General features: G+C 58.1%; 12 protein-coding genes. 1 reads left to right on the top strand and 11 read right to left on the bottom strand.

Annotated features, from left to right (window positions below; translation table 11 throughout):
* Nucleotides 1-17: 17 nt before the first annotated feature.
* The 4 genes from FIU93_RS19265 to FIU93_RS19250 are packed head-to-tail and all read right to left on the bottom strand — an operon-like array spanning nucleotide 18 to nucleotide 5,181.
* Entirely contained in the window at nucleotides 18-1,649 is a 1,632-nt protein-coding gene (locus FIU93_RS19265; RefSeq protein WP_055654506.1) for an ABC transporter ATP-binding protein, read from the bottom strand.
* Nucleotides 1,650-1,660: 11 nt separating this feature from the next.
* The gene (locus tag FIU93_RS19260) at nucleotides 1,661-2,551 is read right to left on the bottom strand and encodes an ABC transporter permease (RefSeq protein WP_022998449.1); all 891 of its coding nucleotides are present in this window, start codon (nucleotides 2,549-2,551) and stop codon (nucleotides 1,661-1,663) included.
* Entirely contained in the window at nucleotides 2,548-3,573 is a 1,026-nt protein-coding gene (locus tag FIU93_RS19255) for an ABC transporter permease (RefSeq protein WP_022998448.1), read from the bottom strand. The genes FIU93_RS19260 and FIU93_RS19255 overlap by 4 nt, the downstream gene beginning before the upstream one ends.
* A 3-nt stretch (nucleotides 3,574-3,576) precedes the next feature.
* Entirely contained in the window at nucleotides 3,577-5,181 is a 1,605-nt protein-coding gene (locus tag FIU93_RS19250; protein WP_152506460.1) for an ABC transporter substrate-binding protein, read from the bottom strand.
* A 198-nt stretch (nucleotides 5,182-5,379) separates the two neighbouring features.
* On the opposite strand from FIU93_RS19250, the gene FIU93_RS19245 reads away from it, so the two are divergent.
* Entirely contained in the window at nucleotides 5,380-6,219 is an 840-nt protein-coding gene (locus tag FIU93_RS19245) for a LysR substrate-binding domain-containing protein (RefSeq protein WP_228866622.1), read from the top strand.
* 84 nt (nucleotides 6,220-6,303) lie between these two features.
* Here FIU93_RS19245 and dnaE read toward each other — a convergent pair whose 3' ends face one another.
* From dnaE to FIU93_RS19210, 7 genes are all read right to left on the bottom strand, one after another.
* Entirely contained in the window at nucleotides 6,304-9,780 is a 3,477-nt protein-coding gene (gene dnaE, locus FIU93_RS19240) for a DNA polymerase III subunit alpha (RefSeq protein ID WP_152507639.1), read from the bottom strand.
* Between the two features lie 531 nt (nucleotides 9,781-10,311).
* Nucleotides 10,312-11,028: an ABC transporter ATP-binding protein gene (locus FIU93_RS19235; protein WP_022998443.1), complete on the bottom strand. Its 717-nt coding sequence runs from the start codon at nucleotides 11,026-11,028 to the stop codon at nucleotides 10,312-10,314.
* Between the two features lie 11 nt (nucleotides 11,029-11,039).
* Complete coding sequence (locus FIU93_RS19230) at nucleotides 11,040-12,344, bottom strand: lipoprotein-releasing ABC transporter permease subunit (RefSeq protein ID WP_022998442.1); 1,305 nt, start codon at nucleotides 12,342-12,344, stop codon at nucleotides 11,040-11,042.
* A 124-nt stretch (nucleotides 12,345-12,468) separates the two neighbouring features.
* A complete protein-coding gene (gene proS / locus FIU93_RS19225) occupies nucleotides 12,469-13,797 on the bottom strand; it encodes a proline--tRNA ligase (RefSeq protein WP_031268416.1) in 1,329 nt (442 codons plus the stop codon).
* Between the two features lie 561 nt (nucleotides 13,798-14,358).
* A complete protein-coding gene (locus tag FIU93_RS19220) occupies nucleotides 14,359-14,649 on the bottom strand; it encodes a DUF1467 family protein (RefSeq protein WP_022998440.1) in 291 nt (96 codons plus the stop codon).
* Between the two features lie 3 nt (nucleotides 14,650-14,652).
* Complete coding sequence (mce, locus tag FIU93_RS19215) at nucleotides 14,653-15,057, bottom strand: methylmalonyl-CoA epimerase (protein WP_152506459.1); 405 nt, start codon at nucleotides 15,055-15,057, stop codon at nucleotides 14,653-14,655.
* Between the two features lie 44 nt (nucleotides 15,058-15,101).
* On the bottom strand, nucleotides 15,102-16,787 hold the full coding sequence (locus FIU93_RS19210; RefSeq protein WP_055654514.1) for a ribonuclease J: 1,686 nt from the start codon (nucleotides 16,785-16,787) through the stop codon (nucleotides 15,102-15,104).
* Between the last annotated feature and the right edge of the window lie 11 nt (nucleotides 16,788-16,798).

The following is a 16,798-nucleotide window of genomic DNA, read 5'->3' as shown; positions in this document are numbered from 1 at the left end:
AGTCCTTCCAAAATGTCTTAGGCGGCGGTTTTGCGCGCCGGTGCCTGGGGCGCAGCCGTAAGCAATTCGCGAGTGTACGGGTTCTGGGGCGTGTCCATGACTGTCTCGACGGCTCCAGCCTCAACAACTTTGCCGCCCTTCATGACGACGACATGGTCGCACAGCAGACGCACGACATTGAGATCATGGCTGACGAAAAGGTAACTCATGCCAAGCCGGGCCCGCAGGTCTGCAAGCAGGTTCAGGACAACGGCCTGAATGGAAACATCCAGAGCGGCAGTCGGCTCATCAAGGATCAGGAGATCGGGATCCGGGGCGATTGCCCTGGCTATGCCGACGCGCGCCTTCTGCCCCCCTGACAGCTGGTGCGGAAACCGATCAAGAAGATGGCTCGGCAAGCCTGTTAATGCGGCCAACTCTTCCACCCGTTCGCCCAAGTGGGCGCCTTTCAATCCTGTCAAACGCTTCAAGGGTTCGGCGATCGACTGGCGGGCGGTATGTCTGGGATTGAGACTGTCCGTCGCATCCTGGAAGACCATCTGGATTTTCTGCCGCAGTGGATGCCGGGAGAAGTTCTCCGACGGGAGCTTGGCAATATCCTCCCCCCTGAAAAGCAGGTGGCCCGACGTCGGATCAAGCAGTCGCACGATCATGGAAGACGTGGTGGATTTTCCGCAGCCGGATTCGCCGACCAGTCCGACACTTTCGCCTTCGCGAATAGTGAAGCTGATGCCCTTGACGGCGTACACCGGACCGGATTTACCCTGGTAGGTCTTGGTCAGGTTGACGACTTCCATCATCGGAGAATTGCCGATTGTCCGTGCGGCCAGCGGCGCGCGTTGATCTTCCGGCAGCAATGAACGAATGCTGGCTCCGCGCCGCGGCGTCGCGTCCACCAGTTTTCTGGTATAGGCATGTCGAGGGTTTGAAAACAGGTCCGCCGGCCTGCCCTCCTCCACAATGACACCGTCCTTCATCACGACGATGCGGTCGCAATATTCGGACGCCAGGCCGAGATCGTGCGTAATCAGGATCGACGACATTTCGCGCGCCCGAACAAGATCATCGACAAGGTCCATGACGGCCTTTTGGGTGGTGATATCGAGGCCGGTGGTCGGCTCGTCCGCGATGAGAAGCTTGGGGTCACAGGCAAGCGCAATGGCAATCACGACACGCTGGCACATGCCCCCCGAAAGCTCGAAGGGATAGGCTTCGTAACGCTCAGCTGCCTCGTTGATCTTCACCGCCTCCAGTGCCTCGATTGCCTTTGCTTTCGCATTTTGCCTGGTCGCCCGGCCATGCTGGCGAAGGACATCCTCAAGCTGGTGCCCAACCTTCCGAATGGGATTGAGTGCGGCACGCGGGTTCTGAAAGATCATCGAGATCTCCCGACCGCGGATTTCACGCATGTCGCGCTCCGCCGCCTGTTTGAGATCGATACCGTCATATACCGCCTCACCGGATTTGATCCGGCCACCGGCGTCCAGAATGCGCATCAGGGCATAAGATGTAACGGATTTTCCCGATCCGCTTTCCCCCACAATGCCCAGACGTTCGCCCTTGGCCAGATCGAAGCTGATACCCTTGACGGCCTGAACGTCACCGCGGCGCGTCTTGAAGGCAACTTTGAGATCCTTGATGGTCAGCATGGCAAAGCTCCTCAGGTCCGGCGACGCGGGTCGACGATGTCGCGAAGACCGTCTCCCATCAGGTTGAAGGTAAAGACTGCCAGCATCAGCCAGAGCCCCGGAAACAACGCCAGCCACCACTCGCCGGACACGATGAAATTCGCGCCTTCAGCAACCATGATGCCCCACTCCGGTGTGGGCGGACGAACACCAAGGCCGATAAAGGACAGCCCGGCCGCGTTCAAAATGGCCCACCCCAGATTGAGCGAGACCTGCACCATCATTGGCGGCAGGGCATTCGGGAATATGTGAAACGCGAGCACCCTGGTATCCGAATTGCCGGCAAGCTTTGCGGCAAGCGTGAAGCCGGCTTCCCGCCGGATGTTGACCTCCGCACGAACAAGACGGGCATAGAACGGAATGTTGATGATCGCAGTGGCCAGAATGATGTTGGAAATCGAATTCCCGAGCGCCGCCACAATGCCCATGGCCAGCACGAACAATGGAAAGGCCATGATGGTGTCGAGAAACCGGTTGAGCACGACATCCAGCCAGCCTCCACGGTAACCGGCCACGGCACCGAGGACCGAACCGATGACGAAGGAAAGCGCGACAGCGGACACCGAGATGATCAGATCAAGGCGCGTTGCAACGATCACCCTTGAAAAGACATCGCGGCCAAGATTGTCGGTTCCGAACCAATGAGACCAGCTGGGGGCCTGCAATGCATTTGCCGCATTCGTCTGCAGCGGATCGTAGGGAACCAGTGCAGGTCCGAGCACTGCTGATCCGATGAAAAAAGCGAACATGGCGAAAGACAGGGCCGTGACCGGATTTTCCCGAAGGACATAGATCGTATGGGCCAGCGCACCGGAGCCGGTCTTCCGCTCCGCGACGGTTGGAGGCAACGTCGTATCACTCATTTCGAAGATGTCCCGAAACGTGGATCAATCAGCGAATAGGACAGATCGATCAACAGGTTGAGAATGACGAACAGCAATGCCATCGCCAGAACGAACCCCTGAACCGCGGCGTAATCGGAAACCACAAGCGCCTCGACTGCATAGGACCCGATGCCTGGCCAGGCGAAGACCTTCTCGACCAGCACATTCGCCCCAAGCACAAAGGAAAACACCATGCCCAGCGTGGTCACGACCGGAAGCAGGGCGTTGCGGAAAGCGTAGCCGTAGAGGACCATCCCTGGTCCGAGGCCTGCTGCCCGTGCGGTTCTGACATAGTCGGCCGCCAATGCAGACAGCATCGCCGCTCGCGTCATGCGCGCGATCGGGGCAAGGGTGAAGAGGGCTAGCGTCGTTGCTGGCAAGACCAGCTGCTTCAGCGCCCCGAACCAGGTTTCCCAATCTCCGGCAATTGCAGCGTCGATCAGGAAGAACCCGGTAATCCTGGGCGGATCAAGATAGATGAAATCGAGCCTGCCGAGGGGCGACGGAGCGATGCCCAAGAGGTAATAGAAAACATAGATCAGAACGATGCCAGTGAAGAATGTCGGCAGAGATACGCCGGCGGTGACAAGTATCCGGCATAGCTGGTCAATCCAGGTTCCCGGCCGTGTCGCTGCCAGAACGCCGAGTGGAACGGCTATCAGGCAGGACAGGATCAGGGCGGACAGCGTCAATTCGAGCGAGGCCGGCAGTCGGGACGCAAGTTCCGTCGCAACGGGCCGGCCGGTGGAAACCGACTGGCCCAGATCTCCCTGCAGCAGATCTCCTACATAGATCAGGAACTGCTCCGGCAACGGTTTGTCGAGGCCCAGAGACCGTCGAACCTCTTCGATGGATTCAGGCGTTGCCGCAGCTCCGGCAAATTGCACTGCTGGGTCACCGGGCAAGGCACGGGTGAGGATGAAGCTGATCACCACAACGCCTATCAGAACCGGTATCGCCTGCAGAATGCGGTTAAGCGTAGCTGAGCTGCGACGCGCCATGACCTAGCTCTCCACGTTCGTCAGAGAGCGGACATCGAGCTGGCGGTGGAACCAGAACTCGTAACCGTCGGCACTGTTGACCGCGACGTTGAGCGCCGGCTGATAAAGCGGAATCCTCGGCAGGTCTTCCATCGCGATCTCGAACATCCGCTTGATCTTCGGCGCGTACTCAGGATCGTCCTGCGCCATGTGAAGCGTTTCCGAGGTCAGGGTCTCGATTTCCTCGTTTCGATAATTCGAGGAATTGAAAAGGTTGCCTTCCTGATACGCCCAGAAGAAGTAGTAGTCGGGTGTGTCCAGCCAGCCGCCGAAGTTTTCCAGATGTAGTGGCAAGCGCTTTTCCACGAGCACCGCCGTGCGCCAGTTTGCCCCGGGGATCTTCTCGATTTCCGTCTTGATGCCGAGTTTGCCGAGACTTTCCTGGATCAGCAGTGCAGTTGGCTCCATCCAGGATGCAAGGTCTGTGCTGATCGACAGAGGGACTTCGAAGCCATCAGGATAGGCGGATGCTGCAAGCAACTCCTTGGCTTTCTCCATGTCATGGCTATAGGGCGACTTACGCGGCCAGGAGGTGTCTTCAATGGTCTCGCTACCGCCCCACAACGGTGCGCCGCGGCCGTAAGCTGCAGTATCGAAGATGTCCTTGTAGGGAATCGCATAGGCGATAGCCTTGCGCACATTCGGATCCTGGAAAGGTTCGAAAGTGTAATTCAGGCCTACCACATGCATGGTGTTGGCAATCGGTGTGGAATACACCTTCACCTTTTCAGCGAGCTCAGCAGCATCCTTATCCGGTATGTCGAAGGACACCTGCACATCACCACGTTCGATCAGGGCGCGGCGCGTTGCCGGGCTCGGCACTTCTCGAACAATGATTCTGCGAACCTTTGGCAAAGGTCCACCAGCCCATTCGTCAAAGCGTTCGTAAACGATCTGCTGGCCGGAATCCCAACGGGCAACCTTGTAGGCCCCGGACCCGGCAGGTGTCGTGTGAAGATACTCAGTCGCCCAGGGATCATCGGCTGTCGCATGTTCCTTGGCGACTTTCGAATTGATGACGAATGGCACAGGAACTGCCAGATCCGGCAAGGATAGCTTTGATGGCTTGTCGAGCTTGACGACAAAGGTTTCCTCGTCGACGGCTTCAAACTGATCCGGCCGCACAAGGCCGCCAGCTTTCATCTGCGTGCTCGGGAACCCGCCAACTGACACGGCCCTGTCGAAAGACCATTTTACATCCTCAGCAGTCACCTTGCTGCCGTCCCAGAAGACGGCGTTCGGCTTCAGCTTGAAGGTAATGGTCAAACCGTCGTCGGAAATTGTCCAGCTTTCCGCGAGTTCCGGTTCCAGCTTCGAATAGTCGAAGGAAACGCTGCCATCTTCCAGGGTCTTGCTGCCGAACGTAATCAACCGGTCATAACTGTTGATGGCAACCTGATAGCTGGCCCTGTTGGTACCGGTACGGTGAAGATCCAGACTGTTGATGGTCTGACCGGTCACCGCCACCAGAGTATCGCTTGCGGCGAAGGCAGACAGGGACCGGGAAAACGGGAGGGCGCCGACGACGGCAGCTCCGACTTTGAGGAATTCGCGTCTGTGTAGGGACATGTTCGGAAACTCCGCTGTGCGATTGGCTTTCCGAAGCTTGCAGGTGTTTTCTGTTTCCGAAAAATGCTATAAATTCACAGATGCGATGAAAAAAATGCAACGCTATAAACAAAGCCTATTGAAATGAGACACTTATACACGTTTCAGCTCATTGAGGCTGTCGCCCGAGCGGGTTCCATCAGAAAAGCGGCGGAAGACATGAACCTGACCGCCTCGGCGCTCACGCGCCGGGTGCAAAGATTCGAGCAGGAGTTTGGCGCACAGCTCTTTGAGCGCCTACCGAAGGGTGTACGTCTCAACCCTGCCGGAGAGCTTCTTCTCCACCACTACCGCGCAAGCCTTTCAGACCTTGCTCGTGTGCAGAGCCAGGTCGCGGATCTTGCAGGAGAACGCAGAGGGCACGTTTCCATCGCCTGCTCGCAGGCTATGGTTCCTTATTTCCTGCCCGAGCAGATCGCCCGGTACCGGCGTGATCATCCGGGCGTCACGTTTTCGGTCAACGTCAGGGACAGAACCCAGGCCGAGCAGGAACTCGTGTCCTATTCCAGCGACCTGGCACTGGTGTTCGAGCCAGTCTATCTGGTGGATTTCGAGGTGCTTCATGTCATCCCGCAGGAGGTTTATGCGGTCATGGCTAGCGACCACCCACTGGCAAAAAAAGCGGAGGTGCGCCTGCGGGATTGTCTCGACGTGCCCCACGTCGCCCCGACAACCAAATATGGCGTCAGGCATCTGCTGGACTTTGCCGCCCGGCGTGGCAGTCGCCGCGTATCTCCCGCTGTCGAAACCGAAAGCTTCGACCTGATCCGGCACTACGTTCTTTGTGAGAAACTGATCGGCTTCCAGATCCCTCTGGGGCTCAGAGAGCAGGATGACGGCTCGCTGGTTTTCAAACCGATCTCGAGCAAGGACCTGCCACCCGGTAACCTAATTCTGGGCCAGATGCGCGGGCGGACACTTCCCGTGGCTTCAGCGCGCTTTGCGTTGCAGCTGGCCACTGCGCTCAAGGACTATCACAGCGCCCGAATCGGCAACTGACTGAGCGAGCATTTTCAGGACCATAGAAACCCTGGCGCACCAGCGCTCCCGTAGTGAAGTCGAATTGTTGGCGCCTCTGGACGCTCACGCCACCTGTACGTCCGTTACACCTGGCACTGCCTTGAGCGCGCCCGCAATTTCCGGTGACAGGCGGAACCGGCCGGGGAGCTTGACCTCCACTTCCCGTGCGCCGTTTTCCAGAAGCACAATCACCGTCACGTCACCTTCACCCCTCACCTGCAACTGCTTTGCAAGGCTCGGGATTGGACGTTCATCGCGAACAAAGACACGCATGCTTTTCTGCAGACGGGCTGCAACCTGATCGATCGGATCAACCTGTTCGATTCGAAGGGAGGGCTCGTCGTCGCGCATGTCGGCCCCGACGAGCACGACAACGGAACGTCCAGCCTGCAAGGCATCCCGGAACTGTTCGAGTTTCTCACGGAAGAGCAACGCCTCATACTGGCCCGTAGCATCGGACAGGCGAACGATACCCATGCGATTGCCGGTCTTGGTCTTGCGTTCCTGCATGGACACAACGGTGCCGGCAAGCCGGCCGTGAGACGCCCCCTTCTTGACCGCTTCCGAAAACTGGCTCCACGGCTGTGCCCGCATCTTTTCCAGCACGGAGGCGTATTCGTCGATCGGATGCGCTGACAGGTAAAACCCGATCGCCGAGTGTTCCCGCTGCAGCTTCTCTTCGTTTGTCCAGCCATGGACATCATCCAGCTGCAAGGGTTCTTCGCTGTCGCTGCCTCCAAAAAGCTCGTCCTGGCCGAGCGTCTTGTTTTCCTCGGTGCGTTGAGCCAGGCCCATGATCCGGTCGAGGCCTTCAAAAACCCGTGCCCGGTTGGGCTCAAGCTCATCGAATGCTCCGGCTGCGACCAGGTTTTCAAGCGTTCGCTTGTTGAGGGCCTTGGGTGAAATCCGACGCGCAAAATCGCCAAGGCTCTTGAAAGGCTTGTCGCCCCGAACCTCAACAATGTGTTCAACCGCCTGCTCGCCGACACCCTTGATCGCGCCCATCGCGTAGAGGATCTTGCCGTCGGCAACGTCAAAATAGACTTGCCCGCGGTTGATTGACGGCGGCTCGATCTCGATCTTCATGCGCCGACATTCCTGCCGGTAGTCGCCCAGTTTTTCCGTATTGCCCAGATCCAGCGTCATGGAAGCGGCCATGAACTCGACCGGGTGGTTCGCCTTGAGCCAGGCCGTATGATAGGAGACCAGTGCATACGCCGCAGCGTGCGACTTGTTGAAGCCGTAGTTGGCGAACTTCGCCACAAGATCGAAGATTGTTCCGGCGTGGCTCTTGTTGATCCCACGCTCCACCGCGCCGTCGACAAAACGCGCCCGCTGGACTTCCATTTCCGCGGCAATCTTCTTACCCATGGCGCGGCGCAGAAGGTCAGCTTCACCGAGAGAGTAGCCGGACAGAACCTGTGCAATCTGCATCACCTGTTCCTGGTAGACGATAATGCCGTTCGTCTCCATCAGGATGGGTTCAAGCAGCGGATGCAGGCAGTCCGGGTCCTGTTCGCCGTGCTTCACCGCGTTGTAGACCGGGATGTTCTCCATCGGTCCGGGACGATACAAAGCCACAAGGGCAATGATGTCTTCGAACCGGTCGGGTTTCATGCCTGCAATCGCGCGGCGCATGCCCTGACTTTCCAGCTGGAACACGCCAAACGTTTCGCCGCGCGCCAGCAGCTTGTAGGTTTTCTCGTCGTCGATCGGCAGGGCTGCGACGTCGACATCGATACCGCGCCGTTCAATCAGCTTCACCGCCGTATCGATAACCGTCAGTGTCTTCAGGCCGAGGAAGTCGAACTTAACAAGTCCGGCGTCTTCCACCATCTTCATGTTGAACTGGGCAACCGGCATGTCGGAACGCGGGTCTCGATAGAGCGGAACCAGCTGTTCCAGAGGCCTGTCACCGATGACAACGCCCGCCGCGTGCGTGGAAGCATGCCGGTAAAGGCCTTCGAGCTTCTGAGCCATGCCCAGCAGCCGCTCGACGATTTCCTCTTCCTTGGCTGCCTCGCGCAGGCGTGGCTCCTCCTCGATCGCCTGACCAAGCGTTACAGGATTTGCCGGGTTGGCGGGAACAAGTTTGCAGAGCCGGTCGACCTGGCCATAAGGCATTTGCAGTACGCGGCCGACATCGCGCAACACGGCACGGGCCTGAAGCGATCCGAAGGTGATGATCTGCGCGACCTGCTGCCGGCCGTATTTTTCCTGAACATAGCGGATCACTTCTTCACGCCGGGTCTGGCAGAAGTCGATATCGAAGTCAGGCATCGAAACGCGTTCAGGATTGAGGAAGCGTTCGAACAGCAGCGAGAACCGCATGGGATCGAGGTCGGTAATGGTCAGGGACCAGGCAACCAGGGACCCCGCACCGGACCCGCGACCCGGGCCGACCGGAATATCCTGCCCTTTTGCCCATTTGATGAAGTCGGCAACGATCAGGAAGTACCCGGGAAACTTCATGCGCTCGATGATGCCGGTCTCGTAGTCGAGACGGTCCCAGTAGTCCTTCTCCTCAAGACCCGGCGCCAGTCCGTGGGCATCAAGGCGCGCCTGCAATCCTTCGCGTGCCTGGCGGATCAACTCTTCCGCTTCTGCCTTCTCCGCTTCTTCCGGATCCGCATCCGCACCGGCAAACCGGGGCAGGATCGGCGCGCGCTTCAACGGGCGGAAGCTGCAGCGCCGGGCAATCTCTACCGTTGAGACAAGTGCCTCTGGCAAATCCGCAAAGAGCGCGCACATTTCCGCGCGGCTTTTGAAGTAGTGCTCCGGTGTCAGCCGTCTGCGGTCGTCCTCGATCAGCACCCTGCCCTCGGAAATGCAGATCAGGGCGTCATGAGCTTCATAGTCTTCGCGCTTGGGAAAGAAGGCTTCGTTGGTGGCGACCAGTGGCAGCCCGTATTCGTAGGCCAGATCGAGAAACGCGTCTTCGGTCTTGCGCTCGGCTTCCATGCCATGGCGCTGGATTTCCACGTAGCAACGACCGGGAAAACGGTCCGCCAATGTTTCCAACCGGCTTTTTGCGAGGTCCTTGCGGCTGGCAAGGAGCGCTGCCCCGATCGGCCCGCCAACACCACCGGTCAGAATGATAACGCCTTCGGACTTTGATAGAAGATACCCGGAGGAAACGTGTGGCCTCAGACCGGTTTCCGTGTCGAGGAACGCCCGAGAACTCAGCTCCATCAGATTGCCGTAACCGGCTTCTGTCATGGCGAGAAGAACAACGTCCGAAAGCGCAGGTTCCCCTCTCCGCCCGCTTTCAAGTCCATCGTCGAAAAAGACGGAAAGCTGACACGCGGCAATCGGCTGAATTCCGGATCCCCACGCTTTGGTCGCAAATTCCTGTGCGCCAAACAGATTGTTGGTATCGGCAATCGCCAGCGCCGGCTGGTCATCGGCCTTGGCGAGGTCGAGAAGCTTCTTGATCGGCAACGCACCTTCCAGAAGCGACAACGCCGAATGGACCCGGAGGTGAACATAGCCGGGACCGCTTGCCTCACTGCCGGCATTTTCTGACGAACCGGAAGACAGAGAATTATTGGGATCTGTAGCAGACATGGCGGCTCTCATAACATCTTCCAGAATCAGCGCTCAAGTGAAGCGTGTTCGGAATAGCGTGTCGAGACGCCGAAGGAGTTGTTACCGCTGTTCTTTGTAATCCTGACTTCGCATCACACCGCAGTGGACTGAGTCAAGGAACTCAAAAAACGCACTGGCACCATTTGCCGAAACAACGACCGTTCAGCAGAGATTGATCAGCCGACGGACAGAAGCACGTCGCCCCAGACAGCGAGCGTCGTGCAGAAGCAAACCATTGCACCGAAAGCGGCAAAATCACGAGCGATATGGATCATCACATCCTCCAACCGTTGCTAATTGCGTAACTGGATGATGTTCCATTTTTGTTCCTATTGCAAGCCCTTTTTGTTCCCCTTGTCATCAAGCAAATCAAATTTGCTGAAAACTTAGGGTTTTTGCTTTGTTCTTCTGGAGAACGGTAGCCCTGAGGAGCCCGCTCACATGGGGTAGAAACAATTTTTTGGCTTGTCTGACTGGAAAAACCTAGAGGTCCCTGACCAAGCCTTCGGACAGCGTTATTGCCCTGTCCATACGGCCCGCCAGTTCCAGGTTGTGAGTTGCGAACAGCGTCGCAACACCGGACGCCCGCACCAATGCCTGCAAGGCGTCGAATACATAGCCTGCAGTGTTGGGGTCCAGATTTCCCGTCGGTTCATCCAGAAGAAGGATACGAGGCGCATTCGCAACTGCACGGGCAACGGCAACGCGCTGCTGCTCCCCGCCGGAAAGCTCCGAAGGGCGATGGCTGCCACGCTCACCGAGACGCATGTATTTCAAAAGTTCGTCTGCTCTCTCCGCTGCCATCTTTCGCGGCAAGCCACGGATCATCTGTGGCATCATCACGTTTTCCTGCGCGGTAAACTCCGGCAGCAGGTGATGAAACTGATAGACGAACCCGATGTCGTTACGCCGGATGGCCGTGCGCTCATCATCAGACAGATCCGAACAGTTGACCGGTCCGAGGAAGACATCGCCCTCGTCCGGGCGCTCCAGCAAACCTGCAATATGCAAGAGGGTCGATTTGCCGGTTCCGGAAGGCGCCACCAGGGCAACCATCTCACCGGCCTCGATGCGCAGATCGGCGCCGTTCAGGATATGAAGTTCGCGATTACCCTCGTCGAAACTGCGGGTAATGCCAGACAATTGCAGGGCGGCAGGCGCCAGTCCCGGTGCCTGGTTGGGGTCAACGGCCATGTTCATCTCCCGTCTCCCTATTCATATCTGAGGGCTTCAACGGGATCGAGCCGCGCAGCCCGCCACGCAGGATAGACCGTCGCCAGCAGTGACAACGCAAGCGCCATGACAAGCACTGTTATCGTCTCTCCGGAGTCAATCTCCGCGGGCAGCTGTGACAAAAAGTAGAGCGTCGGATCGAACAGCTCCGTCCTGGTAAGCCAGGAAACGAATTGACGGATGCTCTCGATGTTCAGGCAGACCAAAAGTCCGAGGAAGAAGCCGGCGAAAGTACCCACGAAGCCGATGCTGGCGCCTGTTATCAGGAAGATCCGCATAATCGACCCACGCGTCGCGCCCATGGTCCTCAAAATCGCGATGTCCTTGCCCTTGTCCTTTACCAGCATAATCATGCCGGAAACGATATTGAGCGCCGCAACCAGGACGATCAGCGTCAGGATGATGAACATCACGTTCCGCTCCACCTCAAGGGCTGCAAAGAAGGTGACATTGCGCTGGCGCCAGTCGGTTACGAAAGCCGGCCGATCCGCAGCCTCCTCGATCGTGTCCTTCATGATACCGACCCTGTCGGGGTCAGCGACATAAACTTCGATACCGGTCGCCTTGGTATCCATGTTGAAATAGGCCTGCGCCTCTTCCAGTGGCATGAACAGGAAGGTCGCGTCGTATTCACTCATGCCGATTTCGAAAATGGCGGTAACCGGATAGGCCTTCAACCGCGGCGTAACGCCCATGGGGGTCACACTACCACGCGGTGAGATAATGGTGACATTGTCACCAAGGGTGATGCCGAGCTGTTGCGCCATGCGCGAACCGATGGCAACCCCCTCGCCCTCGTCGAACCCGTCAAGGGTTCCGGCCCGCACATTGTTCGCGATAAGCGGCACACGGCGCAGATCGCTTTCGTAAAGGCCGCGAACGAGCGCTCCGAAATTCCCTGCAGGCCCGGAAACCAGCGCCTGGCCTTCCACAAAGGGCATCGCACTGACCACATCCGGCACACCCTGCAACCGGGCGGAAACCGCATCATAGTCCGTCAGTGGCTGGTCGATCGGCTGAACCAGCATATGACCGTTGATCCCCAGGATCTTGCCGAGAAGCTCCGTCCGGAACCCGTTCATCACTGCCATCACGATGATCAGCGTTGCCACGCCAAGCATGATGCCAGCAAAGGAAAAGCCTGCAATGACGGATATGAAGGTTTCGCGGCGCCTTGATCGCAGGTAGCGCCCTGCAATCATCCATTCAAATGCGGAAAAGGCGCGTGTCGGGGCTGCCGGTTTGCGACCGTCGTCAATGTCCGCCGTATCTACCGCTGTCATTGTCCATCCAGTTCAGCACAGCCCCAAATTCAGCACAGCCCACCTACCGAAATATTTCCGGCAGGCCGGCTGGCCGCAGCAGACGCCGCGACCGAATCCCCACACAGAGGATCACCGGACTTGGTTAGTCCGTCAATGCCGCCGTCAGCTTGTTCAAGGTGGCTTCCGGAGAAAGCATTTCCTTTTCCCCAGTTGCCCGGTCCTTGACTTCCAGCAAACCGTCTTTCAGTCCACGCGGCCCGGCAACGACCTGGAACGGCAAGCCAATCAGATCCATCGTCGCGAACTTGGCACCGGCCCGGGTGTCCGTATCGTCGTAAAGAACCTCGATGCCGGCAGCTTCAAACTTGGCATAGAGATCTTCACACACCGGATCCGTCAGCTCGTCACCCGGCTTCAGATTGACCAGCCCGACATGGAACGGCGCGACGGATTTCGGCCAGACGATTCCATTTTCATCATGATTGGCTTCGATCAAGGCGCCAAGAAGGCGTGAAACGCCGACACCGTAGGAGCCCATGTGGACCGGCACTTCCGTGCCTTCTGCTGTCGCAACCTTGGCACCCATCGCATCGGAGTACTTGGTACCGAAATAGAAGATATGACCGACTTCGATACCACGCGCCGACACGCGGGTGTCTTCAGCCAGTGCACCGAAGGCGGCTTCGTCGTGCATTTCGTCCGTTGCCGCGTAGGGCGTCGTCCATTCGGTCACGATCGGCGTCAGGTCGGAGGAGAAGTCCGTATCTTCCGCAGGCGTCGGCAGCTCCAACAACGACTTGTCGCAGAAGACTTCGCTTTCGCCGGTGTCGGCAAGAATGATGAACTCGTGGCTCATGTCGCCGCCGATCGGGCCGGTGTCGGCTTTCATCGGGATCGCCTTCAGCCCCATGCGGGCGAATGTGCGCAGGTACGCGACAAACATCCGGTTATAGGCGTGGCGGGCCGATTCCTTGTCCAGATCGAAGGAATAGGCATCCTTCATCAGGAACTCCCGGCCGCGCATGACACCAAAGCGCGGGCGCACCTCGTCACGGAACTTCCACTGGATGTGATAGAGGTTCAGCGGCAGGTCCTTGTAGGATCGCACGTAGCCACGGAAGATGTCGGTGATCATCTCCTCGTTTGTCGGCCCAAACAGCATGTCCCGCTCGTGACGGTCGGTGATGCGCAGCATCTCCTTGCCATAGGCATCATACCGGCCACTCTCACGCCACAGATCGGCTGACTGGATCGTCGGCATCAGCAACTGGATCGCGCCTGCCCTTGCCTGTTCTTCTTCGACGATCCGTTCGATCTTGCGCAGGACCTTCAACCCAAGTGGCAACCAGGAATAGATTCCGGCGGACTGCTGACGAATCATGCCGGCACGCAGCATCAGCCGGTGGGACACGATTTCCGCTTCCTTGGGTGTTTCTTTCAGTATGGGCAGAAAGTAACGGGAAAGACGCATGAATGTTCTCTCAATCTTGGGCATCGCCTGTTTTGTGCGCAGTCAAAGCGCAAGCAGCCACCAAATACAAGCCCTTTGCGCAGGCATGCCTGCCTTATACAGAAATGACGGCAAAATAGCGCGCAAATGCAGGTATTTGCTGAAGTTTGCCGCCTAATTTTTTGCCGGCTTCAGAACTAAGGTCTTAGTACCAATTGCCGCCAAGGAAATAGGCAAGCAAAAAAAATAGCCTGTGCACGACAAATAGGTGACAAGGCTGAATCAATCCGCTAGTTTCCATCTTCATAACAAAAAGATGCCTTGGCAGAAATGCCAAGAGGCTCAAGGACATCGCGGTCTGAGTCTTGGGAGGAAGGACCCTCAGGCGCACCTTTTGGTTTGCAGCCGCCCAGCTGTACGGGAATACCGGACAGTAAGGGTACAGGGTCGAATTTAGACGCGGAACTTTACAAAGGCAGAGCTTGGCTCTGCCTTTTTTCTTTGCGGAATAGCGTCAGTTTTCTTGCAACCGGGCGCACTTGTCGTGGGATCCGAACAAATATGCCCCGGGAGGCGCACCCGTCAGTTGGACGGGTGACTGTAGCTGCCGGTTGGCGGGTTGAGGAACGGAATGTCGTCCAGCCCGAATCCCGAGTTGCGCATACCGAGGTATCCGGCAAAAACCACAGTGGTCACGATGGTGGTCAGGATGATTACCCGACGGAATCGCGGCTGCTCGGGAGCGCTTGGCTCGGTTCCTGGTACAACCTCGCCTGCTTCCTCCTGCGTCCGGCGCATGCCGAACGGCAGGATGGCAAACAGAATGATCCACCAGAGCATGAAATAGATGGCCATGCCAAACGCGATGGACATGAATTAAGCCTCTTCAAGTTCGGTCAAGGTACCGAGAAAGTCCTTGGGATGCAGGAACAGCACAGGTTTGCCATGCGCCCCTATCTTCGGTTCACCGTCGCCGAGTACCCGGGCCCCATCTGCCAGCAGCTTGTCGCGCGCGGCAATAATGTCATCGACCTCGTAGCAAACGTGGTGAATGCCACCTGAGGGGTTCTTTTCCAGGAACTTTGCAATGGGAGAATTCTCGCCAAGCGGCTCAAGCAGCTCGATCTTGGTGTTCGGCAAGTTGATGAACACCGTGCTGACGCCGTGGTCCGGCTGCTCTACCCTGGCTGAAACCTCTGCACCGAGAGTGTCCCGGTAGACTGCCGTTGCTGCTTCGATATCCGACACCGCAATGGCGACGTGATTGAGCCGTCCGATCATTTGCAAACCTCCGCTGTCGGCGGCCACTCAGGCCGCCGTGATGACTATAGTTGGGTCACCATCACCTTGCAGAGCGTCTTTTTGCCCCAGACGTTCAGGATCTCGGACCGGGCTGCACGGCGCGCAGCCTCCGCAACCAGATCCTTGTCCTTGCGCCGGTTCTTCGGGATGCTGGTAACAGCGCCCCTGACAGCCTTAATGACGATATCCTCCATCGGATCACCTTCATCATCCGTGTCCGGCAAGCCCAACAGGACAACATTGGGGTCGTCCAGCAGCTCCCCGGATCGGTTGACCACCAGCGCGATCACCGCAGCGCCTGCGAACGAAAGCTTGCGCCGTTCCTTGACGCCGGTGACTTCCGGATCGTCCAGGATATCGCCGTCTTTCACCAGGATGCCTGACGGCGCCTCGTCGATGATGCCGGCACGCCCCGCACTCAGGCGGATGATGTCCCCGTTCTTGCCGCGCACCACTTCAGGCACTCCGAGGTCCTTTGCGAACGCAGCGTGGGCGGCAAGATGCAACGGTTCCCCGTGGACGGGAAGCACGACTTTCGGCTGGACCAGTTTGTAAAGCTGCTCCAGCTCGCCCCTGCGCGGGTGACCGGACACATGCACAAGAGCGTCACGGTCGGTGATGATGTCGACATCCTTGTCGGCAAGGTTGTTCAGCACCTCACCAACGGCTTTCTCGTTGCCGGGGATCGTGCGCGAGGAAAAGATGACCATATCACCCTTTGACAGCGCGATGTTGCGATGGTCGCCGGCTGCGATCCTGGCAAGGGCAGCGCGGGCTTCGCCTTGCGATCCCGTGCACAAAAGCACGGTCTTTTCCCGCGGCAGATAGCCATAGGCCTCTTCATCGTGAAACGGCTTCAGTCCATCCAGATAGCCAAGCTCTCCGGCAACCTCGATCACCCGGTGCATCGAGCGGCCGACAATCACCATGTCGCGGTCGTTCGCGGCGGCGGCTTCCGCAATCGCCCGAATGCGGGCGACGTTGGATGCAAAGGTGGTAACCGCAATTCGCTTGCTGGCCTTTGCCATCACCTTTTTCAGCTCGACAGCAACATCTGCCTCGCTGGGGCTGACACCGTCACGAATTGCATTGGTACTGTCACAGACAAGCGCCATCACCCCTTCCCGGCCGAGCTCGGCAAGGCGGTCCAAATCGATGGGAAGGCCGACGCCAGGCGTCCTGTCGATCTTCCAGTCGCCGGTATGCAGCACCATGCCGGCAGGCGTGCGGATCGCCAGCGCGCAGGGCTCCGGAATGGAGTGCGCCATCGCAACAAATTCGACATCAAACGGACCAATCTTGTGGCGCTCACCCTGCTTCACCACCGTCACCGGAACCTCTTCTGCTCCCGGCTCGCTTTCCGTTTTGGCTGCGAGCAGACCGGCAGTGAAGGCCGTTGCATAGACCGGTACCTTCAGGAAGGGCCACAGATGCAGGATCCCGCCGTAATGGTCTTCATGTGCGTGGGTAATCACCATGCCGGCGATATTGTCGACTTCATCTTCCAGGAACTTGATGTCCGGAACGACTACATCGATGCCCGGAAGCTCCGGTCCGGCGAAACTCACACCACAGTCGACGATCAGCCATGTCCGGTCATCTTCCGGACCATAGCCGTACAAACCGAGGTTCATGCCGATTTCGCCTACCCCGCCCAGGGGCAGAAACACGATGTCGTTGTTGTTGTTGTTTTTCTTGGCCGAAGCCATGGATTGCTCCT

This window comes from Labrenzia sp. THAF35, assembly GCF_009363595.1.
GTDB lineage: Bacteria > Pseudomonadota > Alphaproteobacteria > Rhizobiales > Stappiaceae > Roseibium > Roseibium algicola.
Note: the sequence above shows the minus strand (reverse complement) of the source record. Positions and strands in the feature narration are given on the sequence as shown.

What these genes read in the sequence shown, in the direction of transcription:
- FIU93_RS19265 (WP_055654506.1), bottom strand. Translation starts at nt 1,649, where the DNA reads ATGCTGACCATCAAGGATCTCAAAGTTGCCTTCAAGACGCGCCGCGGT.
- FIU93_RS19260 (WP_022998449.1), bottom strand. Translation starts at nt 2,551, where the DNA reads ATGAGTGATACGACGTTGCCTCCAACCGTCGCGGAGCGGAAGACCGGC.
- FIU93_RS19255 (WP_022998448.1), bottom strand. Translation starts at nt 3,573, where the DNA reads ATGGCGCGTCGCAGCTCAGCTACGCTTAACCGCATTCTGCAGGCGATA.
- FIU93_RS19250 (WP_152506460.1), bottom strand. Translation starts at nt 5,181, where the DNA reads ATGTCCCTACACAGACGCGAATTCCTCAAAGTCGGAGCTGCCGTCGTC.
- FIU93_RS19245 (WP_228866622.1), top strand. Translation starts at nt 5,380, where the DNA reads ATGAACCTGACCGCCTCGGCGCTCACGCGCCGGGTGCAAAGATTCGAG.
- FIU93_RS19235 (WP_022998443.1), bottom strand. Translation starts at nt 11,028, where the DNA reads ATGAACATGGCCGTTGACCCCAACCAGGCACCGGGACTGGCGCCTGCC.
- FIU93_RS19230 (WP_022998442.1), bottom strand. Translation starts at nt 12,344, where the DNA reads ATGACAGCGGTAGATACGGCGGACATTGACGACGGTCGCAAACCGGCA.
- proS (WP_031268416.1), bottom strand. Translation starts at nt 13,797, where the DNA reads ATGCGTCTTTCCCGTTACTTTCTGCCCATACTGAAAGAAACACCCAAG.
- FIU93_RS19220 (WP_022998440.1), bottom strand. Translation starts at nt 14,649, where the DNA reads ATGTCCATCGCGTTTGGCATGGCCATCTATTTCATGCTCTGGTGGATC.
- mce (WP_152506459.1), bottom strand. Translation starts at nt 15,057, where the DNA reads ATGATCGGACGGCTCAATCACGTCGCCATTGCGGTGTCGGATATCGAA.
- FIU93_RS19210 (WP_055654514.1), bottom strand. Translation starts at nt 16,787, where the DNA reads ATGGCTTCGGCCAAGAAAAACAACAACAACAACGACATCGTGTTTCTG.